Source organism: Seleniivibrio sp. (assembly GCF_021209385.1).
In the GTDB taxonomy this organism is placed as follows: domain Bacteria; phylum Chrysiogenota; class Deferribacteres; order Deferribacterales; family Geovibrionaceae; genus Seleniivibrio.
Genome location: NZ_JAJOIL010000030.1, coordinates 52,537 through 78,477, shown reverse-complemented (window position 1 = coordinate 78,477; position 25,941 = coordinate 52,537). Strand labels below are relative to the sequence as shown.

Sequence of the window (25,941 nt, the reverse complement as noted above, 5' to 3'; positions counted from 1 at the left end):
GGTTAATGCCGGGGCGACCTGTGGTGCTGTACAAGTCTTTCGTTTTTGCCTCTATAAAACGAAAGTCGATACTTCTGGCTATCTTGCGGAGAAGATGATCCTTGGGGACAAGGTCATCTATGTTAAGATAGAGTTCTGTTTGAAATTGGTCTTCTGTCTCTTTAAGCATCACATAATATAACAGAAAACGCCATGTAATTGCAATTACATGGCGTTTGTCAACAATCTGAGGCACGCTAACGCGTGCCTTTTATCTCTAGTTTTTCATGTTTATAAACTGAAGCGGAACATCTATGTCGGATGTTTTCATAAGCTGTATAACGGACTGAAGATCATCGATCTTCTTACCTTCAACACGGACGCGCTCGTCATGATGGATGCATTCACTTTCAGTTTTGCATCCTTTATTATCTTCACTATCTTCTTGGCATTGTCCTTGCCAAGACCTTCCTCAATTTTTACTTCAAACTTTCTGTGTCCTTTAGAAGTGTTCTCAGCTTCTCCGAAAGACAGAACGCGTGAGTCGATACCTCTTTTAGAACAGTGCTTTATCATCATTTCTTTGATAGCCTGCGCTTTCATGTCGTCGTGGGTCACAATTTTTATGACCTTGTCTTTTTTATTCAGCTCTATTTCCGTATCGGAACCTTTAAAGTCAAACCTGCTGTCCACCTCTTTCTTAACAAGATTAACAGCGTTGTCCATCTCCTGCATATCTATCTCGTTCACAATGTCAAATGAAGGCATTACACCCCTCCGATATTTTCTACTATACAAATAATCATTGATTTTACAGCAAATCAAGTGATAATTGCGCATGGATTTTTTTTGCAGTAAAGATTGCCCCGATACATGTGCCGTCAGGGCTGAATTAATTAACGGAAAATATCACTTCACAGGCGTAGCAGAAAGCTGGCAGAAAACGGGCTTTGTCTGTTCAAAATTCAAAGTATTCGCTGAACGCGAGATAAACTCCGGCATACGTTCATATCAGATATCGGACGGCAAAAAGCAAGAATTTGACAGCGATAACGCCGCCGTTTCGGCATTCGGCAATATTCTGGAAAAATATAAAGATAAAAAAATCCTCTACCTGAAAGGTTCCGGTTCACTGGCTTACAATATGGGCTACTGGGACAGATTCATGAGCAGTTTCCCCCACTGCACAAAGATAAGCGGAGGCGTCTGCGGAACCACAGGCGACGACGCTCATTCAGCCGACTTCGGGACGGAACTTAATCCTCCGGTTGAAAATATAGCCGATTGCAAAACCGCCATCCTTTTCGGAAAGAACGCCGCAGTTATAAGTCAGCACCTTTACGCCTACCTGAAAGAACTAAAAAAAGACGGGCTGAAGATAATCTATATCGACCCCATCCGGACAAAGACTGCCGACATAGCAGGCAGATACATTGCAATACGCCCCATGTGCGACGGACTTCTCGCCGCGGCTCTGCTCACAGAGCTGGGACTTGAAGACGGGCATAACGTTAGCAAGCTTATCACACGCGCGGGAGTATCCGTCGATGATCTGAAATACCTGAAAACCGCCATACAATCGGGCAAAACAGCATTCATCGAAGGTTTCGGCATGCAGAGGAACCCGAACGGAATGAACATGCTAAGGCTGATCAACCGTCTTGCGGTCAAGACCGGAAACATAGAAACACTCTATTACGGGCAGGGCTCTAAGCGTTTCTGGAAAGGGCTTGGCGCGGTATTTCCCCATTACGTCCACATAGATACAGTTGCTAAAAGGCTTGCTGACGGCGAATTTGATCTGTTCGTCAACGTTGCGGCAAACCCTGCAATGACTTATCCTGATGCGAAGAACTGGGTCAGGGGCATAAAGAAAACCCCAACTGTGGTGGTTGACGTATACCCGACGCGCACTTCGGAAAACTGTGATCTTTTCATCCGCACAGGCGGCATATTCGCACAGCAGGATTTCATGGGCAGTTATTTCTTTCCGCACCGACACGAAAGAGAAAAACTCACAAGCGAGCTGTCCGACATAGATATAATTACCCGACTAAGCGACAGGTTTGGCATTGATCTTAACTTTACTGAACCTGAATCGGCAATACCCTCGCCCAGAATATACAAAGATGAGCGGATAGAACCAGTAATACCGGAAGAACACGGAAGATTCAGCCTGCTGAGTCTTTCCCATCCGGCATATCTGAACAGTCAGCACCTCCCGCACATAGCGGAAAAGCTGAAAATCGCATATATCAATCCAAATGATGCAACAGAACTTGACATACAAAACGGTGACAAAATTAAGATATCGACAGATACAGGGTATTACGTTGCATATGCGGAAATAACCGACACTGTTTCCCGCAAAGTAATAATGAGTTATAAGAACGTCCCCATGATTGAAGGGTTCATAAACGACGCTACTCCGCCAGTGCTGACGGATTCCGGCAACGGAATGGTCTATTACGGCATCCCAGCCGACATTATTAAAGTTCTTTAACAGCTTCCCGAAGCGCCCGAATCTCTCTGTAAAAAGAGATTCCGGCAACACCTTTGTAGCCTTTACCCTTTAATTGGCAGACATTTGCTGTGCAAATCCCGCCGAGGGCATATATATCTTTACCCAGACCGGAAACATCCAATACTCCCAGCGGTTTCACTTCATATTCCTTGACCGTATGAAAGATCGGACTGAGCATATAATATGCCGCCTTATTATCCGTCATCTCATCTATGCTGTGAGCTGAATAACCCACGGCAAGAGACTCGTCCACACAGTCGCTCATTGTTCCGGCACCAAACTGAACACCGTAATATCCTAGCAGTGCGGCAATCTCTTTTCTCTCTGAAAGTATCAGACGGGTTGCCGGCAGAGCCTCTCGCAGTTTTTTTGCCTCGTCGTATATCAGTTCGGCGGGTTTATTTTTTATACGCAGCCAGAGAGCGTCGGCAAACGGTGCGCACCCGACGGCAATACTGAGCCAGTCCGCACCCATAGTGTCGTAATCTATTATCTGTATTATTTCCATCAATCTTTCCCGAAAACCCTTTTAAAAGCCGCACGCACCGAGCGGCGCAGGTTGTGATATTCCTCAAGGAGTGCTGTCCCGCCGGACTTGTACCCGAAAAATTCAGCCATTCTGTCCAGAAGTTTCTCGTCCTTCGGCAGTCTGGACGTATCCGTATTGTCGTATATCCGCACAAGGTTCTCAAGGTGCCTGAAGAACAGATAGCCCTTGTGAAAGCAGTAGAAATCGCGGCTGGTCACGAGTTCCAGATCTTTGAAAAAATGGATAGCATCATGGGTATTCGGCGTATGGAGCTGTTCGTATTTGCACCCGTACATGAGCTGGAACATTTGCGCAGAGAATTCTATATCAAGCAGTCCGCCGTAGCCCGCCTTTATATCGTTCTTTTCGTACGGCAGTCCCTTCTCGTTCTCAATGCGCATCCGCATGTCGTAAATCTCTTTAACGCCTTCATCCGCTATCAGACATACATAGAGCGACTGCGCCTTTATCCGCTCAAATTCAGCGGCAAGGGGCGAGTTGTAGTTTATCACGCTGGAACGCATCAGTGCCTGTTTTTCCCAGAGCATAGCGCCCTTTTTCTGATAATCCTCAAAGCCGGCAAGGGTCGTTACCAGAGTTCCGCTGGATCCGCTGGGGCGAAGACGCATATCCGTCTTGTAAAGATAACCGTTGTGGCTGTAGGCACTGAGGAACGTTATGCTCCTCTGTACCATTTTCGAGTAAAACTCCTGATTGGTTATGGAGTTTTCGCCGTCTGTGGCACCGTACCCGTCGTAAAGAAAAACAAGGTCGATGTCGGAACCGAAGCTCATTTCGATACTTCCCACCTTGCCCATCCCAACAAGGAGATACCCGCAAGGTTTTCCGTCCTCTGTCTTCGGATGCCCGTATTTCTCAGCAAGCTGGTCATAGATATAGCTGAACGCAAAATCAACCGTACCTCTGGCAAGTTCCGTTAAAGCGCGCATGGTGTCGATGATGTTACTCTGTTTGCTCAGATATGCATAACCGGCATTGAACATGAAAATTTTGTGCCTGATCCGTGCTGCCTCCGGCATAAGGTCGGGCATATCGCGGTATTTTTCCGTATGCTGTATGAAATCCTCTTTTATCTTTTCAGCGGTGAAATCTATAGGCTTGGGATCATAGATATAGTCCAGCAGGTCGCGGTTTTTCATTATCTGGTCGGTCAGATAGCGGCTGTATGAAAAGATATTGATAAGCTTCTGAATTATGAACGGCGCTGTTGAAAAGAGATCGTGCAGAAGATATATCGTCGTGTTGCTCGCAAGCATCTTTTCAAAGTTATGCAGAACATCAACACTGCCGGATTTTCCTTCAAGTTCGTTCAGAATCATTATAAAAAGCGCTTTCAATATCTGTCTGTCGCTTTTAACTCGCGGACGATCCTTCTGCCCTTCCATTACCCGCCTTACTATCTTCACACACTCAAGGGGCTCGTTTATTTTAAGCTGTTTCAGGATACCGGCAGCCTCTTCGTCGGATATATCTCCGTCGAAAACAAGAAACACACCCTCGTCTGCTCCGGCATCGGTGAAGAGCTTTGAAAATTCATCGTTCACCTGTTTTGTAACAGCAGAATATTTCTTTTCAAAATCGGCGGCGGAAGCAAATCCGCACCTTTCAAGATACAGCGGATAGGTATCCGACTGTTCGGGGACGATATGCGTCTGGCGCTCGTTCTCAATCTGCGCCATATGTTCAAGTTTCCGCAGAAAGCAGTAGTTTTCACGAAGGATTTTTGAAGTTTCGGGAGTCATAAGTCGGTTTTTTGTAAGAATATCCAGACTTTTCAGCGTATTAGGGTCAAAGATTGCTTTATTGGACGGATAATTTATTATCTGCAAGGTCTGCACAACGAATTCTATCTCGCGTATTCCGCCGTATCCGAGTTTAACGTGCTTTACATTGCTTCCCTTAAGCTCAACCCGCTTGTTTATCTTCTTTTTTATATCCTGCAAATCGTTCATAAGGTTGAAATCCAGACTTCTGCGGAAGACGAACGGTTTAACAGCTTTTTTAAAAGCTTCGCCGACCTCAAGGCTTCCTGCAATGGGAAGCGCTTTCAGAAGCATCATCCTTTCCCAGCTCTGTCCGTATGTCTCGTAATAGGTCTCGTAAGCGCGGACTGGCATAGCAAGTGCGCCTCTGTCTCCGTCGGGGCGCAGTCGAAGATCAACCCTGAAGACTATTCCGTCCTTCGTCCGCTCGCCAATATATCTTGTTACATACTCGGCAACCCGGCTGAAGTATGTATGATTATCAATTGATTCGGCTCCGTCGGTGTTTCCGATGTCACAGCCGTAAACGTATATAACATCTATGTCAGAACTGAAGTTAAGCTCCCATCCGCCAAGTTTGCCAAGACCTATAACGCAGAAGCCGACCTCATTTCCATCTTCGTCTCTGGGTATGCCGTGCAGTTTTTTCAGCTGCGCGTCTGCAAACTGATAAGCTACCTCACAACATGCCGAGGCGAACGCGGACACATGTGCGGTGACATCAGCGCATGATGCACCGAAACACATATCCTCTGCGGCTATGCAGACGTATTCACGCATTTTTATGTTTCGCAGATGCTCCATGAACTCGGCTTCTGTCATGGAAAAAATATCGGCTTTCATTATGTCATCAACAATCGTCTGCTTTCCGCGCACTGTTTTGAAAAGTTTTTCTGCATCTTTCAGCCTGTCCGGATTATTCATCAGCCAGATACCGATATATTCCGAATGTCTTGCAATATACGTCAGAACCTTAACATTCTCCGGTGCTACTCCATTTTCAGCCGCCGCCGCTTCGGTCTGCTTCTCTCTAGCTATCATTTCGTCTCCGGTAAAAGTATTTTAAATTCGCACCCTTCGCCCGGCGCGCTGTGAACCTCTATGAAGCCTCCGCTGTCCATCACCACCTGTTTAACAGTGGCGAGTCCAAGCCCGGCACCCTTACGATTTTTCGTTGTGAAGAACGGTTTGAACATATTTTTCTGGTCGTTTTTGTCCATACCGTGTCCGGTGTCCTTCACTCGCAGCTCAAAAAACGTCCCGTAATGCATTTCATGCTTTGAAGTAGTGATGGTTACACCCCCCCTCTTATCCATCGCATCCGATGCGTTCTGGCAGAGATTCACTATCATCTGTATATATCTGCTCTCGGCTATCTTTATCATCATTCCTTCGGACGTGTCGGAATAGAGTATTGAGACATCAGGCGGCAAAAGATTCGACGCAATGTCGATAGCCATGGAGGTCAGCTCCCTCCCGTATCTGGGTTCAGGCTTCTCCTCCGTGTTCCGCGCACTTTGCAGAACTTTCTGGATATACATTCTTGCTCCGTCCACTATGCCGTTTATGCTTTCAAGATGCAGTTCACGCTTTTCATCGTCATCCGCTCGTTCCGCAAGACCGAACTGCAGGGATATATTCTGTAGTATATTGCTGAAATCGTGAGCCATTCCGGAGGCGAGCGTTCCCACAGCCTCACGTCTCTGGGCAAGGTAAAAGCTGTTCTGCATGTTCTTATAATCCGTGATATCCGTGAAGACAGAAAGCACCGCCTGCAAGCCGTCGCTGTCCATAAGAATAGCGCTCACAGACACATTCATTATTTCTCCGCTGCTTTTGACAATGCTGAACTCTCCGAAGTTTTCCACTTCGTCTTCGTGTAAGGTCTCCAGTCTGGCACGAAACTTATCTTTCTCGCGTATATAGTCAAAAATATTTCCGTTTGAACCCTCGGGACATTCAAGTTCCCGGAACTTACTGTTCTGTTCAATAATATTGCCGTTTTTGTGATGCACGACAATATATTCGGGAATCGCCTGAAAAAGACTTTCGTTCTTCTTGCTCAACATGTTCAGGTGGCGTGTTCTGTCCGCTATCTCATCGGAAAGCTTTTTATTAACCCTGAGCATCTCCGTTATTATAAGTATTATGAGTGCAACAAGGGGTAAAAATAAGATTATAACGGCATAATCACCCGCCCATGGGAAAAAGCTGAAAACGAACTGTCTCTTATACTTTTCAGTGGCGTATATCAGACAGAATTTTGTGTCGTGAACTTCAAAATCGTAAAAACCCACCTGTCTGCTGTCATATTCTGCCGTGTTGCCATTTTTGATACCGGCTTTCAGCCGGAGCAGGTTCTGTATATCCGGTTCGTTCGGATATGCTTTGACGTCGTCTATGACAAGCTCGCTTTTGCCGCCGCTGTTCGTACTGTTCCAGTATCCTTTAATGCCCTTATCATCCATTACGGTGGAAATATCGTACACCGTTCCGCTGAAAACACCATCGCGCATAATAGGATAGATGAATATCATGTTGCGGCTGCTGTCAAAGTTCAGAAGCCCGATATAGACCTTTCCGCGTTTCAAAGTTGCGGCTATCTCATCGTTCTTCGGCGCAGGTATTGAGCAATCGTTAGCACCGAGTGTAATGCTTTTAGTTATCTCAAATCCGCTGTCGGTTATACCAGTGCTGAAACATTCGCCAAGGCTGTAATGCTTATCTATGAACGCAGAATATTTCTGGAGGCGGTCCTCCATCTCCTGCGGATTTGCTGCCGCCGCGACGTCTCCAAGGTTATCCTCCCGCTCGTGGAGAATATGCTCAATGAAGCGTCCGATCAGTTTAGAGTTGCCCGATGCTTCCGCGGAATACTTGTTCGTAAGGCTTTCGTCTGACTCGCGCCCTGAAACAAGCACCACCACGCTGCCTATAGCAACAATAAACAGCAATATTATCAGTCTGTTAAAAAATCTAAACATATATTCTTCTTATGATTATTCAACAGTGCTTGACCTAAGCCTCTGTTATGCCATAATTTTAAAAAGCAAATGTCAATTGTGCAAGAGGTATATCATGTCAGACAATTTTAAAAAGCTTAACGCGCCGCAATCCGTTGTAAAAAATGCGGACAAGCTGCTTAAACCTACTTCATACGATATCCGCGCCTATGTGGGCGAACCGGGGAATTTTTTCACTGAAAAGGCTATTTTAACCCCCGAAGCGATGGAAACCATAGGCAGAATACTCGGCTGTCAGGAATTCGTTCTGCGCACGGGAACACGCATGAGCCTTAAAATAGGCGACACAATTGTGATTGGCTACGACAACGGTCCGACATCCGAACCGCTGGCGGCTGCTATGGCAAAAGGACTCATAAGCCAGGGAGTGAACGTTTACGACATCGGCACCTCATCCTCCGGTCAGGTTTATCAGAACCAGAACCAGCTCGGAGCAAAGGCGCACGTTCAGATAACCCGCTCACATGTCGAGGTTACCACAAACGGAGCCAAATTCGGTATCTCCACACAGGGAATCCACACATATCTTCTGGAACAGATGAATATCTTTCTGAAAGAACAATACCCCGTCAGAAATCTTCCTGAATCCGACTACGGCAAAATTTATGATAAAAAAGCGGAAGGCAGAAAAGCATATTTTGATAAAATGAAAGCCGTTTACGGCGAATATTTTGCAAAAAGGGATAACTCCATGGTCGCCGTGAACCTGTTCGGCGGCACCGGACTTCAATATAAAGACCTGTTCTTTGACATTCTCGGTAAAGACACGCTCATTCTCGGCGACAATATAGACGTTAACAGCGGTCACGTTCTTGCAGACCCCACCAGAAAAGAGATGCTGGCAAAAGTTCCGCACCTCCAGGAGGCACTGGACAACGGTAAACGCGTACACTCCTTCGACCTCGACGCCGACAGAGGCTCTCTCACTGAAGGTTCCGAAGCACTTAAGGTTTCGGGCACAGGTCACTACCTCGGTGACGCACTCGCCTTTATCCTTGCCGACCACAAGATGAAACTGGCTCTGCCTGCACTCAGAACAGCACTGGCGGACAAAGGTGTAAACCCCACAAACATGAAAGCAATCGAAAAGATAGCAAAAACTTTCTACATAGACGCCAGATACACGGGAGCGGTGAAACAATATGTCGAAGCACTCGGCGGAACAACCGTTTTCCACCCCAAAGGTCACTCGCTCTGGAAAGAGACCATCACTGAAAACATGAAGCTGATGTCATCCCTTGCCGGATATACCTCTATAGACCAGTTCGTTCAGGAAACAGGCTACAGAGACCTCCAGATTGAGGCAAGTCTGCACTTCTTCTCCACAGATACAAATGACGGAATTCCCAGAGACGACGCAGTGGAGAACATCTTCATCCTTGAGCAGGTGATAGACGCACTGGGCATTAATAAGCTGGCTGACTATTTTGAAACCGTACCCGCCAGATTCGCCACAAAAGAGATACGCACAGTTTCTGCATCAAACGAACAGAAAGAACAGATAACTGCGGAAGCCGTTGCGGCACTGCGCAACCTTTTCAGCGACAGAGATGGATTTGACGTTACAGAATTTGAAGGTCAGATAAGAGTGGATTTCCCCGAAGGATTCATAATGTACGGCATGTCCAACACATCGCCCAAGCTGACGTTCATGGCGGAAGGAAGCACAGTCGAAATGCGCAACAAAGCACTCGCTTTCGTCCTTTCTCTCCATAACAGCCTTAAAATGAAATATGAAGACAGCGCCCCTATGGATCTGTCAGAAAACGATTTCTTCGTCAAAGACAGTTCATACGGTATGGCAGAACCTGATAAGGTAAATATGGACGATAAGCTGGCTGACGATTTTATCGTCTATTGCGGTATAAACAAAAGTATACTGGATTACTGATAAATGCGGTCTTAATTGCCGGAAGATTCAAAAACTTCCGGCAATCAGACCATCCCCTGTGGTTTCAATTCTAACTGTGTGAGACCCGAATGTCTTTCATCGGGTACTTCTATGATTGAATATGAGTCTTTCGACTCTAAGAGAAGTCTTGCAAAAAGATTATTCATCTGGTGACCGGACTTATAGGCGCGGATGTGTCCGAATATTCTGTATCCCGTCAGTGAGATGTCACCTATCAGATCAAGAACTTTGTGCCTTACGAACTCGTCGCTGAAACGAAGTCCTTCCGGATTCATTATATAATCGCCGTCGATTACCACGGCATTCTCAAGGCTTCCGCCCTTTGCCAGTCCCATCTGCCAGAGAGATTCGACCTCCTGTTTAAATCCGAAGGTGCGCGCGCCGGCTATCTCATCCGCAAAGGAATGTTCATCCACCTGAAAGAACGCTCTCTGCTGACCGATGGAATCACTTTCAAAATCTATATCAAATGTGACCTTGAAGAAACGCGAGGGGATTATCTCAACCCACTTGCCGTCCTTTTCCAGTCTGACCTTTTTATTGAATTTCAGATATTTTCTGGGTTTGCCCAGTTCTTTTAAGCCTGCTGCGGCTATCATGGGAATAAAAGGCTTGGCGGAGCCGTCCAGAATAGGGACTTCGGGGCCTGAAACCTCTATCATGGCGTTGTCCACACCCATTCCGTAAAGAGCGGACATGATATGTTCGATGGTGCTGACAGAATGTTCGCCGCATTTTATGGTTGTGGCGAGCATAGTTGACGTCACAGCATACGGAGTCACGCGGGTATACTCAGACGCAACGTCGCTCCGTCTGAAACAGATACCGGAATCGGCAAAAGCGGGATGGACGGTCATTGATATCTTCTGACCTGTGTGTAATCCAATGCCTTCGATTGTAAACTCATGTTTAAGTGTTGTCTGTTTCATGCCCAAAAATAAGCAATATACATGCCAACGCTGAAACCCGCCACTGACAAGAATTTGTCAATAATTTGTATGAAAAATACAACAAAAAGGCGGGCTGTTATGTATTCTTTTAGATACAGTTGACTGTCAACCCCTGTAAAGATCTTTGAACAGCATATATTCTTTTATGAAAGACAGTTCCACTTCCGTAACGGGACCGTTCCTATGTTTTGCAATGATAACTTCCGCAACTCCTGCTCTGTCGGACTGCTTGTTGTAAACCTCGTCGCGGTACAGGAAGATGATCATATCCGCATCCTGTTCGATGGCGCCTGATTCACGAAGGTCGGAGATCATCGGGCGCTTGTCAGCCCTCTGCTCCACACCGCGGTTAAGCTGTGAAAGAGCTATTACGGGGATATTCAGTTCCTTCGCCAGCGCCTTGAGAGACCTTGATATCTCCGATATCTGCTGTTCACGGTTGTCCCCTTTCGTTGCACCCATAAGCTGAAGGTAATCCACGAATATAAGGTCAAGCCCCTGCTCGCGTCTTATCCTGCGGCATTTTGCACGCAGTTCCAGTGGTGTGATTGCGGGGGTGTCGTCTATGAAAAGTTTCATATCGCCAAGCACGCCTGCGGCGCTTGCCAGCTTCTGCCACTCCTCCATAGAGAACTTGCCGCCTCTCAGTTTGCTGGATTCAACCCCCGCCTGTGCGGCGAGAAGACGCTGTGCCAGCTGGTGCGAGGACATTTCAAGAGAGAAAAACGCAACGCTGCGGTTGTCTCTGTATGATGCGTTGAGAGCAAGGTTAAGAGAGAACGCGGTCTTACCCATACCGGGACGTCCGGCAACAATAACAAGGTCGGAGTTCTGCAGACCGTTCGTAACTTCGTTAAGGTCTTTAAAACCCGTGTTGATACCTGAAAGCTGATCACTCCTGTGGAATAAACTGTTAAGCATGTCCAGAGTTTCATGCATCAGCGTACTCAGAGGCTGAACACCGTTTTTAAGCTTGTGCTCTGCCAGAGAGAATATCCGTTTTTCCGCATTTTCAACAACTTCCGCCACATTTTCCGGCTGTTCATAGCTGAATTCGGTTATTTCAACGGCAACGCCGATAAGCTGGCGCAGAGTTGCCCTGTCGCGTACTATCTCTGCGTAATGCCCGACGTTTGCGGATGTGGGGATGATGTCAACAAGGGAGGAAACGTATTCAACGCCGCCTGCTCTTTGCAGATCCTCGTCAGACATTGAACCGATAACGGTAACAACGTCAACAGGCTTTCCCTGCTCCTGCAGCCAGAGTATCTTTCTGTAAAGGCTCTGGTGGGCGGGGATATAAAAATCATCCGCCTGAATTTTATCCACAACCTTATCAAGAGCCTTATCATCAAGGAGTATCGAGGCGATAACCGCCTGTTCCGCCTCTTTGTTGTGTGGCGGAACACGTCTCATATCTGACATGTTATTCCGCTTTCACATTAACTTTTACTTCGGCGTTGATATCCATGAATATTTTGACCTTTATGCTGTATTCGCCCGGTTCTTTTATATGATCTTTCATTGCGATGTCTTTTTTGTCCACTTCAACACCGGCATCCAGCAGGGCTTTCGCGATGTCAGAAGAAGTAATTGCTCCGTAAAGCTTTCCTGTGTCGCCGCCTTTTCCTGTGATGGTTATGCCTGTCTTGTTAAGCAGCTCGGCAAACGCTTTTGCTTCTGATATTTTAAGAGCCTCTCGGTCTTTTGCCGCCTGTTTTTTGGCTTCCAGAGCCGCGATGTTTGCAGGTGTTGCCTCAACGGCGAGCTTCTTTTTGAACAGGAAGTTCTGCGCGTAACCGTCTTTAGCCTCTTTTATTTCGTCTTTTTTCGCGACGCCTTTTACGTCTTGAAGAAATATTACTTTCATTGTTCTGTCTCCATCTGCAAGATTTCTGTTATCTCATTGAAGGAATAACCCTTTCTGTAGAAATGAGCAATACATTTCTGTTTAAGTTCATAGGGTGTTTTCGCCTTCTTTGTTTCCATATACCGTCTGACCATCTCCGCAAGCTGAGTCTTGGTATCTATGCCGCGTTCCTCTGCTATGTCCTGCATATCGTTCAGGTCGGCGTCGATGCCTTTTTCCCGAAGTTCCTCAACTATGCGGTATTTACCGTAGCCCGATCTGAGCCTTGAGGCTATCAGATTTTTTCTGGCGCTGTCGTCGTTTATATAACCATAGTCTTTAAGCTTTTCAATGGTCTCGTCTGCCGCTTCTTCGCCGAAATGTTCGGTTATTTTCGCGTGCATCTCGCTCTCGAAAAAATCCCGCCGCGCAAGCACACGAAGTGCATACTCGAAAGGGGTTTTACTCCGTATCTTCCTTTTCGGGAACATCTTCCGCCTGTCAGCCGGAAAATCCGGCAAGTTTCAGTCTGAGGTCATCGGGACGTTTCGCCCATTTGAAAGCCTCGTCCGCCGTGATGTATCCTGCCGCTATATGGTCTGCAAGGGACTGGTCGAACGACTGAGAGCCGTATATGTCCCTTCCCTGCTCAATAAAATCCGTTATCTCGTGCAGTCTGCCCTTGTCGCTTATGCACTCTTTAACTGCGCCAGTGGTAACCATCACCTCCACCGCAGGAACTCTTCCCGATATATCGGTTCTCGGAACGAGCCTCTGGGAGATCACAGCGTTAAGAACGGAAGCAAGCTGCAGCCTGATCTGATCCTGTCTGTGCGGTTCAAACACCGACACGATTCTGTTGACCGTTTCCGGCGCATCCGAAGTATGCAGAGTGGACATTACAAGGTGTCCGGTCTCTGCCGCGTGGAGAGCCGTCTCTATGGTCTCCGCATCCCGCATCTCACCCACAAGTATCATATCGGGATCCTGCCTCAGCGCCCTTTTAAGCGCCTCGGAAAAGGAGTTGGTGTCTGCACCGACCTCCCTCTGGGAAACTGTTGAAAGCTTATCAGCGTGAAGAAACTCTATGGGATCCTCCACAGTGATTATATTCATCTTTCTGGTGCGGTTGACGTAGTCTATCATGGAAGCGAGAGTCGTCGATTTCCCGCTCCCCGTTATACCCGTGACAAGAACAAGCCCCCTTTGTTTTCCGGCTATATCCTTTATGACATCCGGCAGAAGCAGGCTGTCAATATCCGGCACCTTTTCCGGAATAACACGGAAAACCAGCCCAATCATGCCGCGCTGTATGTATGCATTTACACGGAATCTCGCTACGCCGCTCAGGGCATATGCAAAGTCCGCCTCTTTGCGGTCTTTGAACCCGGACTTAAGAGAGGCGGGCATAACACTCCCCGCAATCTTAACCGCGCTCTCCGCAGTGACAGTCTCAAATCCTGTCAGAGTCTCCATATCGCCGTGCAGACGAACAACCGGCGGTCTGCCGACCTTAATATGGACATCCGAAACGCCGAGAGAAGCAGCCTTCGCCAAAACCGCGTTTATATCCATTATTCCTCTTCGGTGACGCGAGTTCCTTTAAAATCGGTAACGGCGAATTTGGCACGAATTTTTGCCTCAAGCTCTGCCGCGGCTTCAGGGTTATCCTTAAGCCACGTCCTTGAGTTCTCTTTGCCCTGACCTATCTTCGCATCGCCATAGCTGAACCATGCGCCGGCTTTATTGATATATCCCGCTTCTACTCCCATATCTATGAGCAGACCTTCGCGGGAAACACCCTCACCGTACATAATATCGAACTCTGCCGTTTTGAAGGGGGGCGCAACCTTGTTTTTAACAATCTTGGCTATACCGTGGTTACCCACAACCTCTTCCTTCTCTTTCAGAGCCTGAGATTTCTTTATCTCTATACGCATTGAAGCGTAAAATTTAAGCGCGTTACCGCCTGTTGTGGTTTCGGGGTTTCCGTAAACAACGCCTATTTTGGAACGGGTCTGGTTGATGAATATCAGCGTTGTCTGAGACTTATTGACAATGCTGGTAAGCTTTCTGAGAGCCTGGCTCATCAGTCTCGCCTGAAGTCCCATATGTGAATCACCCATTTCACCCTCTATCTCCGCACGGGGAGTGAGCGCGGCAACGGAGTCAACGACAATGATGTCGATGGCGCCGCTTCTGACAAGTGTTTCCGTTATTTCAAGTGCCGCCTCGCCGCTGTCGGGCTGGCTGACGAGCAGGTTATCGGTATCCACACCTATTGCTTTCGCATATACGGGGTCGAGTGCGTGTTCGGCATCCACAAACGCCGCCGCTCCGCCCATCTTCTGAGCTTCCGCTATGGCATGAAGAGCGATGGTGGTTTTACCGCTGGATTCCGCTCCGTAAATCTCGATTATCCTGCCTTTCGGGAAACCGCCGACACCAAGGGCTATGTCCAGCGACAGAATGCCCGTGGAAACAACAGGAAGCTTTTCGTTGGGTTTGTCGCCCAAACGCATTACAGCACCCTTTCCGAAATCCTTTTCTATCTTGCCCAGAGCAAGCTCAAGGGCTTTTTTCTTGTCCTGATCCATCTCGCCTCCGATAAGTTTGATTTAACAAATTATATTACTATAAAATCTGTCCTATGAAAACAGCCTTTTAATAACATACTCAAGCGACAGTTGCTGTCGTTCACATATAACTGTACAACACAGATATCTTGGATTAAAATTTTCCCATGGGAAACACGTTCAACATCGAAGAACACCTGAGAACATATACCGCAGGCTTCTCACAGCCGCAGGTGCCTCACGGCGCGTTCCGGTCTTTCATCGACACCGAACTTAAATACTGCGGGCATCTGAATAAAAATTATATTCAGCAGTACGGGCGGATATTCCATCTTTTAAGAGACAAAATAATACTACCGAATCATAATAAATTTAATCTGCTCCCAGTTTTTGAAGAGCTGGCAAACCTTATGCGCAGAAGCGGCATAGTTCTGCCGCCCACAGAGAACGGACAAAGGATAACCAACGCTTTCAAAAACTCATACGGCGATAACGATACCTACTGGAAGCTGAACATCCTGCGCATGGACATGGTCGTAAGATCTTTCATGAACTGCTCTGATAAAGCGGAATTTCTGAAAAAAATGTCACTTCTTAAATCGGCAGAATGTTTCAGAAATAAGGACGAACTGCGTTTCTTCGCACAAAACCTGAAAATGCTCTTCCCTTCTGCGGAAGAATTTATGAATAACTACGCCGCCGTATTCACCAGCGAATATGCTGAACGGGATATCACAGCCTTTAAAGCGGGAATTATCTGGTTAGTGGAAATATCATGGGGCATAGCCTACAAAGAACATCCGGCTCATATGACTCTTATGGAGCCTCTCATCGGTGTTCTGAAAGAGGTTATAAAAAAACAATACGACGAAGCGGTGTTCTATCTGCACTTCCCCCTCAGTCACATATATCTGAACCTCTGCCACACGCAGGCGGAATTCAAAACCTTCAACGAAAAAGTCGAAAAGCCAATATCCGCATATATGTCAGAAAACATGAACAGATGGAACGTCAAACCTGTTCAGCGCGAAAACAGCAATAAGCGCATAGGTTTCGTTTTCGACAGACTGGTGGGAAGTTCACCTGTCAAATTGCTGATATCTCTCCTCAACTATATGAAAGACGAAAAATATGAGCTTTACGTTTACGACATGGGCTATGTTGAAAAGGCACCTTCTCAGAAAGAATACATTGATGAAGTTCTTGCAGTGGGCACAAAATATACCAACGGGCATGAGCTGGCAAACTCCGGTACGGACAGATATTACAGCCATTTTGAAAAATGCTCGGCGTTGAGAGACGCCGTGGTCAGAGATGAAATAGATACCCTTATCGTAACCGGCAACAGAACACAGTCTTCATTCCTTCTGGCATCAAGAACTGCGCCTTTGCAATTGTACTGGGATCACGGAAATCATGAATACGACGTTAACGGGATAGACAAACGCATCTGTCATTTTAACGACAGGTACGAAAACGACTTTGAGTTTTCTCGCTTCACACTGCCGATGCTTCCGAAATATCTTGCTCCGGAAGAAGACATAAAAAAAACGGAGGCGGCGGAGATAAAGAAAAAACTCCCGCAACATAGGGTTGTTCTGGGCAGTATCGGACGCATTATGAAACTTTCAGATGAATATCTGGAAACAATTGCCGAAGTCTTAAAACAGAATCCCTATGCGATATATCTTGCCTGCGGAGACGGTCCCATTGCTGAAAAACGTGTGAAAGTGCGCGAACTGGGCATTGAGGACAGATTCATTTTTACAGGCTGGGTTGACCCTCATATATACGGACACGTTATAGACATCTACCTGAACACCTTCCCACTCACAGGCGGCGAAAGCGTCAACGAATTCCTATCGAAAAACGGAGAAAATATCCTTGTCACAAAGACCGTCGTACCACTGAATCCGGATCAGGAAAAAATCAGATATGTCTGCGATGCATCCGAAGCAATTCATATAAAAACGGCAGCCGATGTTTCTGACAATAACACGGAAAAAGAGACTTCGCTCATAACCATCGGCGCGGCGGGAGACATCGGCAGATTTGCCGAAGAATACATCAAATCAGTTGCTGAGATTATAAGTTCCTGCCCGTCTGCAAGATTTGTTCTTTTCAGCAATTCACCTGAATCATTATGCAAAGAACGGTTCTGTTCTATAGACAGCAACAGATTCATATATATTAACTCGCTGGATATGAAGGTATTTTGCAGAATTACGGATATCTGCTACATACCTGATTACGGCATGCTGCCGAAATTCTTGGATCAGGTCATGGCAAGTGAAGATGTTTATGCGGTTTTCAGCCTCAATTACAGTCCGTACACATCTGAAACAGCCGCCTTAATCTCATTAAACGACTGGGAAAGAAATCTGGGCGGAAATAAGGCATATCTTAAAAGTTTAAAATACAGCTACGAACTTTATTCGCCTTCCGGGGATGTTCTTGAAAACCTCTTTGCGTTCCTTGAAAGCGATGCATACGGCAGCCGTGAAAAAGCGGAAAAAATGTGGTCTGTTTTCAGAAACGTCATTTATAAGGACAAACTTATAAAGCTGGGTTTCAGTGAAAAGGAATATGCCGATTTTGACAAAGAATTCGGAGAACTGCCCATCTCAGCCTATATGCGCAGACTCATGATCAGACTCGTAAAGAACAAGTCTTTCAGATCATTTATGGGTACAACACAGTCAAAAGTTCACAACAACAATTTAGCAATCAGACCGGCAGCGGCGGGTCTCATTGATATAATATGCGGAACTGCTAAATGAAGATACTAGGGCTTTCATTCGGATATCACGACTCTTCAGCAGCGCTAATTGACGACGGCGTCTTTATCGCCGGAAGCCACGAGGAACGTTTCAGCAGAAAAAAACATGACAACACTTTCCCGCAAAAAAGCATAGATTTTTGTCTGAATCAATCAGGATGCGGTATGAACGACATCGATCATATCGTGTATTACGAAAGACCCGATATCAAATTCGGCAGAATAATCCAGATGTCGTCAGAAAACGAAAACAGTGCGTTTGCCGCAGACAGATTTTTTGAATGGGTTCGCACAGACAGTTTTGACATTAAAGGCTATATAGCATCAAAGCTTTCCTTCGACAGAGCAAAAATTGTCTATGTCGGACACCACGAAGCACATGCGGCGGCGGCTTACTATCCTTCTGTTTTCGACAGAGCAGCAGTTCTGACCCTTGACGGTGTCGGCGAATGGGACACCCTCTGCATTTACAGTGGTGAGAACGAAAAACTAACCCCCGTACAAAAACAGAAACTCCCCGATTCCCTTGGTCTTTTCTATGCCGCAATGACATCTTTTCTCGGTTTCGAGGTCAACGAAGGTGAATATAAGGTCATGGGTATGGCGGCGTATGGCAACCCTGCATACAAAAATGAAGTCGGAAAGCTGATTTCATTTAATGAAGGATATATTGAAGTCAATATGGACTTTTTCAATTTCGGACTGTCCGAGGAAAGGATGTACACAGACAGACTTCCTGAGCTTTTCGGAGAACCGCGTGTGCCTGAAAGTCCTTTTTTTACCGAGGATTACATGGAATACGCCCCCGAAGGATACTCTCCGGAAGAGATATCCGAAATGTCGGTCAGAAACAGAAAATATGCCGATATTGCCGCAAGTCTCCAGCATGTCGCAGAGGAAATAATAATCAGCATGGCAAAACATGCCATGACACTTTGCAAAACCAGAAATCTATGTTTATCAGGCGGCGTGGCGCTTAACTCGAAAGCGAACGGAAGAATTCGGAAAGAATTGGATCTGTCAGGTTTCTTTGTTCAGCCATCCGCAGGCGACAGCGGTTCGGCACTTGGGGCGGCTCTTTATTTCTGGCATAATGTCCTTGGCAGAATCGAACGCAGTCCGATGATGGATGCTTATAAAGGCAGAAGCTACGACGAAAGCAAGCAGCAGATTCTTTCCGGCTGCTGCGGAAATGAAAGGATATCCGTTACGGAAAATATAAGCGAACTTGTGCATTTCACAGCCCAAAAGATAGCCGAAGGAAAGGTTATCGGCTGGTTTTGCGGCAGGAGCGAATGGGGACCCAGAGCGCTCGGCGGGCGCAGTATACTGGCAGACCCCAGATATGAGGAAACAAAGCTGACAGTTAACAGAAAAATTAAATACAGAGAACCGTTCAGACCTTTTGCTCCTTCTGTTCTTGCGGAATACGCACACGAATGGTTCCATCTCCCAAGGGGGCTTAAACCCAACGACCCCGAAAGCTATATGCTGACAACAGTCAGAATACGCGACGAAAAGCATGGCAGAATAAACGCTGTCGTACACCACGACGGAACATCAAGAATACAGCTGGTGCATAAATCCGTTAATCCTGAATACCACGCTCTCATTTCAGAATTTTACAGGCTGACAGGCGTTCCCATGCTTTTAAATACATCATTCAATCTTAAAGGTGAACCAGTTGTGGAAACCCCTCTGGACGCCCTGATAACATTCAGCTACAGCTATATGGATTATCTTGTGATGAATCCATATATACTGAAAGCATACGGTGACGAAACCGATGAACCTGCTTTCAGACATGCTGAGGATAACTCAGGACAACCGCATTTCATGCATGCCGGCAATCCTTTCAGCGGATCGTATTTTCCCTATCTGGCTTATGAAACAGCGGGCAACAGCGACGAAACTTCCGCTTTCGGCTTTAGAGTACCCGTTGATTACAAAGAACTTGCAAATCGAGACAACGATTGCAAACTGGTGGCTTTTTTCGGCGGAACGAAATGCTATGACCCTTCGTCCAGTTGCGGCAACAGATTCAGCGATATCCTCGAAAAAATGCTTAACGAAAATGGCAAACACACATATAAAGTTCTGAATTTCGGAACACAGAATTCTGTGATCACCGATCAGATAATGATCTATCTGCTCTTTGCATATGCACTGCACCCGGATATAGCAGTCCATTACGGCGGTACGGAAGACCTTGAGGCGGCGGCATTCTGCGACCGGCATCTGGTCGCAAAAGACGCGGTAATCTACCCTGAAAATGCACGAAAAACAGCGGAAATTATCCACGGAAGCGGAAACAGAGAGAGTGTTCCGAACGGATTGAGTCACGAAGACCTTACAAAAGCATACAAAGAGAGAGAAAAACAGTTTGAGAAAACAGTGCTTGGAAACGGCGGAAAATTTATATCCATACAGGATTCTGAAACAGGAGCCGATTTTATATATACTCAGCTTAAAGCTGCCGTTGAGGATCTTTAGATATGGATATATACAGCATTTGCACCGAAATCATCGACCGATACAGATTCAAAGAGAAAAGCGCAAAAAACAGACTCATTGCCATATGCCGCAACAGACTGGACGGCGAAAGCTGTGAATGTGAAAATATTCTGCGCTCCGATATCGGAAAGATAAAAGAGCACCTGCATCAGTATTTTCATATGCCGCGATTTTCAAAAACAGACGAACTCGATATTATAATCAGGGCAGAAGCGGACAATTTCCTGCACTGTCTTGATGATTTCGACGATATTATGACCACTAAGTTTATGAAAGCGATATGGGAAATATATCTGACAGAGCGTATTTTCGTTTCTGCAAAAGGCGTTGAAAACAGCAGAAAATACTCATCCGCCGTATACAGCATGTTTTAGGTGACTACTTGATATATCTTCATATACCCGAAGGTTTTACCGACAGACAGACATTGGAAAGAGTGCTCGGCGTCATAGCGTACCGATGGAAAAACGTGCCTCTGAAACTCCTTGTCAACGAACGGTCACTGCCTTTGGACGGTTCAATACTATATAAAGAAGAACCTTCGGTGCTTTCACCTATGTGGCTTCACGGCACTTTCGGTATCTCTCCGGATAAATCCGACGTTCTGGTCTCCATGAGAACTGAAATTTCAGACGATTTTAACATTCCGATATATCTGCCCAATATGGACGGCTACGCGGGGTTGAGCGTCATAGGAAAGTTCGATAATAAGGCTTGCAGCCATCTGGACACACATTATTTCTCCAGCATAAGCGCTGCGGAAGGCTATGGACTTTATTACTTTCCTTACACCTTCATGCAAAGAACAAACGGGTTCGGAGATATAAACGAATACGGATTCAGAATCCCCGAAAACTGGCGGGAGGCATCTGCCAGAGGGAAAAACGAAAAACTTATTCTCATCTTCGGCGGGTCGGCTGCGTTTGATATTCTGTCGAAAGTCGGCGAAAGATTCAGCGACATCCTCGAATCACGTCTGAACGAACATTTTAAAAATAAGGATATTTCGTTCAGAGTTTTCAATTTCGGCGCATCTGCCTATGTTCTGCTAAATGAAATGACGGCGTTCACCCTGTTTTGCCATAATCTCATGCCTGATGCCGTAATTTCCCATACCGGATACAATGACCTGATGAACGGTCAGATCAGCAGTATCGGGCTTCAAAGACAGTTTGATATCAACTACATGCAGGAACAGGAAAAATGGGCTGATAAGGTTCAGAGTCGTAAATCCGTTCAGAACTTTGGAACCGTAATGTCATCCGTACCTGCGCATATCGTCTGTGAAACATTTGCAAAACGGGTCTCCCTGTTTGAATCTTATGCCGGATCATACACCGGAGGCAGGTTTATTCTGGGGTTTCAGCCGTTCATAAACAGCAAAAAGGCAATTTCCCCCATCGAAGCGGAAACAATAAGCAAATATGAAAACAACTCTCACAGGTTTTTACATAAGCAGCTCCCAAAACTGTACGACGAATCAGACAGACTGCTTAAAGCCGGCGTTAAAGAATACATCAATTTCCATGAGATATTCCGTCAGTACGGTTCGGGAAGTACAATGTTTCTGGACACAGTTCACCAGCTTCCGGAAACAAACAGCATCATCGCAGAAGAATATTTCAAAAAACTTATCGGTATTTTTGAGGTCTGATTATGAAATATGCTCTTTACCCGTCAGGAATACACTATTCGTCAGTCAGAAAAATTGCCGAAAAATACGCTGACATGGAGCTTGAATTCATAATTGACGATTCAAAATGCGGAACCTGCTTCGACGGTGTTGATGTGGCGGGACTTGACGATGTTTCCGACAGGATAAAGCGCGAAAACATCTGTGTGATAGTCAATTCAGATACGTATGCGGAAGCTATCACGGAAAATCTCCGAAAAAAGGGAATTACAAATCATACGCACTACAAAGACTTCATTGTCACAACCCTTGACCGTATCGCAGAGAACATGGCAAAAGGGAAAAAAGGCAGCATAGGTATATATTTCCAGCACAACATGTATCGCAGGCACCTGGGCGATATCCCTTTCAGACTCAAAGAGATGGGTTACGGAGTAACGGTTTTTTCGGAAGTTGATTCCAAAGACCGCTACTCTGAAGAATTTCAGTTTATCGCTCCTATTGAGGGCTGGATGGTGGAAAACCTTAAGAATATTGATGTCTTCATCACAACCGATATGTTCACTAAACTTCCGAAAGCGTCCCGAAGAGTACATTTCCCCCACGGCATGTTCACATTTGAAAGCTTCGTCAGCACTGACCTTGTTGACAAGGACAACAGAGCCAACATACCAAGATTCACAGAGATTTTTGAGGGATTCGACTATATCGCCTGTATGAGACCAAGCACTATCAGGCTTCTTGAAACCGTCTCGGATTATACCCGCAGAGAAAAATCCACCGTGCTGATCCCGTGCGGATACCCAAGCGTCGATATAAATCTGAAGGAAACCTCTGACATTTCAGATGCAAGGGACAGCGTATTGTATGCTCCGGCAGGCAAATACGTTCCCGGTTCCTCCACTTTTGCAGATTACACATCGTTTCCGAAATACAGCGCAGATATCTTAAATGAACTGGCAAGAATATTTGAAGATAAACGGATAATTTTCAGACCCCACCCGGGTTCACTGAAAGATGCCTCAGAACACATCGCAAGGATAATGGAAGAGACCGCATTGTCAGGCAGGGTGGTTCTGGACTCCGGCAATAATTCTCAAAAAGAAGCTATGTCAAGATCTGTTCTGACAGTAACTGATCACTCATCCACAGGGTATAATTTTGCTCTGACACAACTTCGCCCCGTTGTCTTTTTCCAGAGGGGAAATCCGGACATCACCGCCTTTGTAGGAGAAACGGCTTTTACAGACGCCTATTTCAGATTCCGCAACGAGGTCGGAGTTGTCGTATCCTCCGTAAATGAACTTAAGCAGGGTATAGAAAGCGCTTTCAGAAAATTCGACGAGAAACATATTATGGAGTTCAGAGAAAACTTTTTCTTTAATCCGGGTAAATCAGAAGATTATTTCATAGAGAACTTTGAATCCATTATAAAAGGTACAAACGCCTCCGGCTGGAAAATGGTGTGACATGAGCGGCTATCCGTACACCGAAAGAGACCTTCTTATTGAGCCTGAAAAATATTCGTTCTGCGACTGTTCCGCGCCCGATTTTCTGGATTCATACAGAGAGAACAGAGCGGAAGCTATCAGGAAAATTGAAGTTCTTTGCGGCAAACTGCCGGAAGAAGCGCCAAAGGCAGATGTCTTTGATATGACTCTCCTGAAAAGATTCGAGATATCAAAAAGACTGGACAAAGCAGATTATGACAATGATATAAAGCTGATAACTTCGGCTTCATATGCACTTTCGGCAAGGTGTCTTTCAGTTGGAAAGCCTGAGCTTCTCATATGTTTCAATACCCTTTTAAAGATGAACGACTCTCTGATATCAGCGGCTTATGAACGGCTTTCCGGAGAACAGCTGATCCTTTTCGCATTTTCGCTCATGAACGAATTAAAAATATTTGAAGAGCTTGTGAATGAAAACCATTAACTGTTCTGTAATAGGCACACCTTCTTCAAGACTGTTTATGTACCTCTACGCCATGCGGAATGTGGGTTTTCTCCCCGCACAGATATACCTTTACGGCGCAAAGAAAGCAGTTTCACCAGGTTATGGCTTCTGCGAAAAACTGCATAAAAAACCGGAAATCAGCTTTGAAGAGCTCACCGAAAACATACCGATAATAAACATCGAAGCAGACGACATCAACTCTGCCCTTGAGCATGTTGCTGAAGGGGCTGATTTTTACATATTCGCCGGAAAGGGCATAGTTAAGGAACATCATGTCAGCAGATTCAGGATTCTGCATATCCATCCGGGTCTGCTGCCGCTTTACAGAGGCAGTACGACTATTTACTATTCCCTGCTAAACGAAGGAAAGGCGTACGCCACTGCATTCATAATGGACAAATCAATCGACGGCGGATGTATCGTCGCCGCAAAAGAGTTTGAAATATGCGGATGCAGTGTTGACGGTTCATACGACAGCAGGATACGTTCGGAACTGCTTGCCGACGTTTTAAAGGAGTACGACAGAAACGGCTCATTCAGCCAGACACCTCAACCGCAAAACAAAAGCATGATGTTTTATAAGATTCATCCGGTACTCAAAAAAATAGCCCTTAACAGACAGGATCAGATATCCAATAACAATATCCGGTAATTATCCCCGTTTTTCAGACGATAATTAATAAAATGCACCTCGGAGGAGCAATGCCTCTTTTTTCCATATTGATAGCAACATACAACCGACCGGAAATGCTTGTAAAAGCTGTGGACAGTGTTCTTTGTCAGGACTTCGGTGATTTTGAAATAATAATTTCAGATGACTGCTCAAACGAAGCCTGCTCTGAAAAAGCAAGAGACATTGCCGCAGGCGACAGCAGAATAAGGTATTACCGCAACAGCGAAAATATGGGACCGGTCAGAAACAGCAGAAAAATGTGCATGGATTACCCAAAAGGCGAATACACAATATTTCTGTGCGACGATGATTATTTTACCGATGAAACTTTTTTCAGATCTGTTGCCGATGTTGTCCGTAAAAATCCCGAAACGGGTATGGTTGTCGCCAACAGCAGAATTTTAAATACCTTCGACGGTTCATTTCTGGACGGAATACAAAAAGAATACGGTGTTTTCTACGGCAAAGACTATCTGAGAAAATATGACAATATTGTGCCTAACTTCGGCACAGCCTTTTTAAAGACAGAGCTCATGCAAAGCTATTATGCGCAGGTGGCTGATTCAAACTGGGAATCGGGTCTGGAGATAATGCTTCTGGCCTATTACTACACAACAGTTGCCCATATCAGCAACATGGCTTTCGTCTGGCGGTTCCATTCCGAAGGAACCGGAAATGCCGTCGCAATAAAAGACCCGAAAATCTATGTCAGAGCTATCGACGCCTACTGGAAACTGTTTAAATTGTTTCGCAATGACGGCTATTTTACAGAGACCGAAAAGATGGAAATGGAATATAATTATATGATCCGCCCTCTGAAAGAATTCCTTACGGTTCTTGTCGGCGGCAATATTAAGAGTATTGCGGAAACATCTGATATTTTTGCCGAAAGAGATATGGAGCTGGGTTCTTATGTCAGAAAAACAATCATGGAAAGACGTTCCGGACTGTTTGATAAAGAAAAACCTTTCGCCATATACGGCGCAGGTGTAGCAGGCAAAGAGGCGGCGGAATGTCTCATCAACGGCGGATTTACCCTTGCTTATATAGCCGATGACAGAAAAGAAGGGAGCATCTGCGGAATTGAAATTGTTAAACCCGATTCTGTGGACTGGAAACAGTATAATATCGTAATAGGTGTCGGCGACAGAAAAATATCAGTAGATATACAAGATCGGCTCGAAAGTATTAATGCCGAACACATAAGCAAATTTGAAAATTTTGTTTTTGACTTGTTTGATGATGTTTAAGGAGCAAGGT

Annotated in this window: 19 protein-coding genes and 1 pseudogene; 10 read left to right on the top strand and 10 right to left on the bottom strand. The window is 45.8% G+C overall.

Annotation, left to right across the window (positions count from 1 at the left end):
• Positions 1-256 precede the first annotated feature (256 nt).
• Positions 257-747, bottom strand: a pseudogene (locus LRY47_RS10420) (YajQ family cyclic di-GMP-binding protein).
• A gap of 70 nt (positions 748-817) precedes the next feature.
• Here LRY47_RS10420 and LRY47_RS10415 point away from each other — a divergent pair.
• A complete protein-coding gene (locus LRY47_RS10415; RefSeq protein ID WP_295225067.1) occupies positions 818-2,482 on the top strand; it encodes a molybdopterin-dependent oxidoreductase in 1,665 nt (554 codons plus the stop codon).
• Here LRY47_RS10415 and LRY47_RS10410 read toward each other — a convergent pair.
• Genes LRY47_RS10410 through LRY47_RS10400 form a run of 3 tightly spaced genes read right to left on the bottom strand, consistent with a single transcriptional unit; the run spans position 2,469 to position 7,800 of the window.
• On the bottom strand, positions 2,469-3,011 hold the full coding sequence (locus tag LRY47_RS10410) for a thiamine phosphate synthase (RefSeq protein WP_295225065.1): 543 nt from the start codon (positions 3,009-3,011) through the stop codon (positions 2,469-2,471). The two genes, LRY47_RS10415 and LRY47_RS10410, sit on opposite strands and share 14 nt — an antisense overlap.
• The gene (gene glnE / locus LRY47_RS10405) at positions 3,011-5,857 is read right to left on the bottom strand and encodes a bifunctional [glutamate--ammonia ligase]-adenylyl-L-tyrosine phosphorylase/[glutamate--ammonia-ligase] adenylyltransferase (protein WP_295225062.1); all 2,847 of its coding nucleotides are present in this window, start codon (positions 5,855-5,857) and stop codon (positions 3,011-3,013) included. The genes LRY47_RS10410 and glnE overlap by 1 nt, the downstream gene beginning before the upstream one ends.
• Complete coding sequence (locus LRY47_RS10400; RefSeq protein WP_295225060.1) at positions 5,854-7,800, bottom strand: ATP-binding protein; 1,947 nt, start codon at positions 7,798-7,800, stop codon at positions 5,854-5,856. The genes glnE and LRY47_RS10400 overlap by 4 nt, the downstream gene beginning before the upstream one ends.
• A gap of 94 nt (positions 7,801-7,894) precedes the next feature.
• Between LRY47_RS10400 and LRY47_RS10395 the strand changes: the two genes are divergently transcribed.
• The gene (locus LRY47_RS10395; protein WP_295225058.1) at positions 7,895-9,730 is read left to right on the top strand and encodes a hypothetical protein; all 1,836 of its coding nucleotides are present in this window, start codon (positions 7,895-7,897) and stop codon (positions 9,728-9,730) included.
• A gap of 44 nt (positions 9,731-9,774) precedes the next feature.
• Here the strand turns inward: LRY47_RS10395 and lpxC are convergent, their stop codons facing one another.
• The 6 genes from lpxC to recA all read right to left on the bottom strand — a co-directional run bounded on the left by lpxC (position 9,775) and on the right by recA (position 15,147).
• A complete protein-coding gene (lpxC, locus tag LRY47_RS10390; protein ID WP_295225055.1) occupies positions 9,775-10,680 on the bottom strand; it encodes a UDP-3-O-acyl-N-acetylglucosamine deacetylase in 906 nt (301 codons plus the stop codon).
• Positions 10,681-10,806: 126 nt separating this feature from the next.
• A complete protein-coding gene (gene dnaB, locus LRY47_RS10385; RefSeq protein ID WP_295225054.1) occupies positions 10,807-12,126 on the bottom strand; it encodes a replicative DNA helicase in 1,320 nt (439 codons plus the stop codon).
• Position 12,127: 1 nt separating this feature from the next.
• Positions 12,128-12,571 (bottom strand): 50S ribosomal protein L9, encoded by a 444-nt coding sequence (gene rplI, locus LRY47_RS10380; RefSeq protein WP_295225052.1) that lies wholly within the window; start codon positions 12,569-12,571, stop codon positions 12,128-12,130.
• Entirely contained in the window at positions 12,568-13,041 is a 474-nt protein-coding gene (locus LRY47_RS10375) for a regulatory protein RecX (protein ID WP_295225049.1), read from the bottom strand. The genes rplI and LRY47_RS10375 overlap by 4 nt, the downstream gene beginning before the upstream one ends.
• A 10-nt stretch (positions 13,042-13,051) precedes the next feature.
• Positions 13,052-14,125 (bottom strand): type IV pilus twitching motility protein PilT, encoded by a 1,074-nt coding sequence (locus LRY47_RS10370; protein WP_295225046.1) that lies wholly within the window; start codon positions 14,123-14,125, stop codon positions 13,052-13,054.
• Positions 14,125-15,147 carry a recombinase RecA gene (recA, locus tag LRY47_RS10365; protein ID WP_295225043.1) on the bottom strand — a complete coding sequence of 341 codons (1,023 nt, stop codon included), beginning with the start codon at positions 15,145-15,147 and terminating at the stop codon, positions 14,125-14,127. Before recA ends, LRY47_RS10370 begins: the two co-directional genes overlap by 1 nt.
• Before the next feature lie 146 nt (positions 15,148-15,293).
• On the opposite strand from recA, the gene LRY47_RS10360 reads away from it, so the two are divergent.
• The 8 genes from LRY47_RS10360 to LRY47_RS10325 are packed head-to-tail and all read left to right on the top strand — an operon-like array spanning position 15,294 to position 25,931.
• Positions 15,294-17,906, top strand: a complete 2,613-nt coding sequence (locus LRY47_RS10360; RefSeq protein ID WP_295225041.1) for a hypothetical protein — start codon at positions 15,294-15,296, stop codon at positions 17,904-17,906.
• Positions 17,903-20,398: a carbamoyltransferase N-terminal domain-containing protein gene (locus LRY47_RS10355; protein WP_295225039.1), complete on the top strand. Its 2,496-nt coding sequence runs from the start codon at positions 17,903-17,905 to the stop codon at positions 20,396-20,398. Before LRY47_RS10360 ends, LRY47_RS10355 begins: the two co-directional genes overlap by 4 nt.
• A 2-nt stretch (positions 20,399-20,400) precedes the next feature.
• A complete protein-coding gene (locus tag LRY47_RS10350) occupies positions 20,401-20,793 on the top strand; it encodes a hypothetical protein (RefSeq protein ID WP_295225037.1) in 393 nt (130 codons plus the stop codon).
• Between the two features lie 8 nt (positions 20,794-20,801).
• Positions 20,802-22,073 (top strand): hypothetical protein, encoded by a 1,272-nt coding sequence (locus tag LRY47_RS10345; protein WP_295225034.1) that lies wholly within the window; start codon positions 20,802-20,804, stop codon positions 22,071-22,073.
• A 2-nt stretch (positions 22,074-22,075) separates the two neighbouring features.
• Positions 22,076-23,521: a CDP-glycerol glycerophosphotransferase family protein gene (locus LRY47_RS10340; RefSeq protein WP_295225031.1), complete on the top strand. Its 1,446-nt coding sequence runs from the start codon at positions 22,076-22,078 to the stop codon at positions 23,519-23,521.
• Position 23,522: 1 nt separating this feature from the next.
• Positions 23,523-23,987, top strand: a complete 465-nt coding sequence (locus tag LRY47_RS10335; RefSeq protein WP_295225028.1) for a hypothetical protein — start codon at positions 23,523-23,525, stop codon at positions 23,985-23,987.
• Positions 23,974-24,660, top strand: coding sequence for a formyltransferase family protein (locus LRY47_RS10330; protein WP_295225025.1), 687 nt, complete (start codon positions 23,974-23,976; stop codon positions 24,658-24,660). Before LRY47_RS10335 ends, LRY47_RS10330 begins: the two co-directional genes overlap by 14 nt.
• Before the next feature lie 50 nt (positions 24,661-24,710).
• A complete protein-coding gene (locus LRY47_RS10325) occupies positions 24,711-25,931 on the top strand; it encodes a glycosyltransferase (RefSeq protein ID WP_295225023.1) in 1,221 nt (406 codons plus the stop codon).
• Positions 25,932-25,941 lie beyond the last annotated feature (10 nt).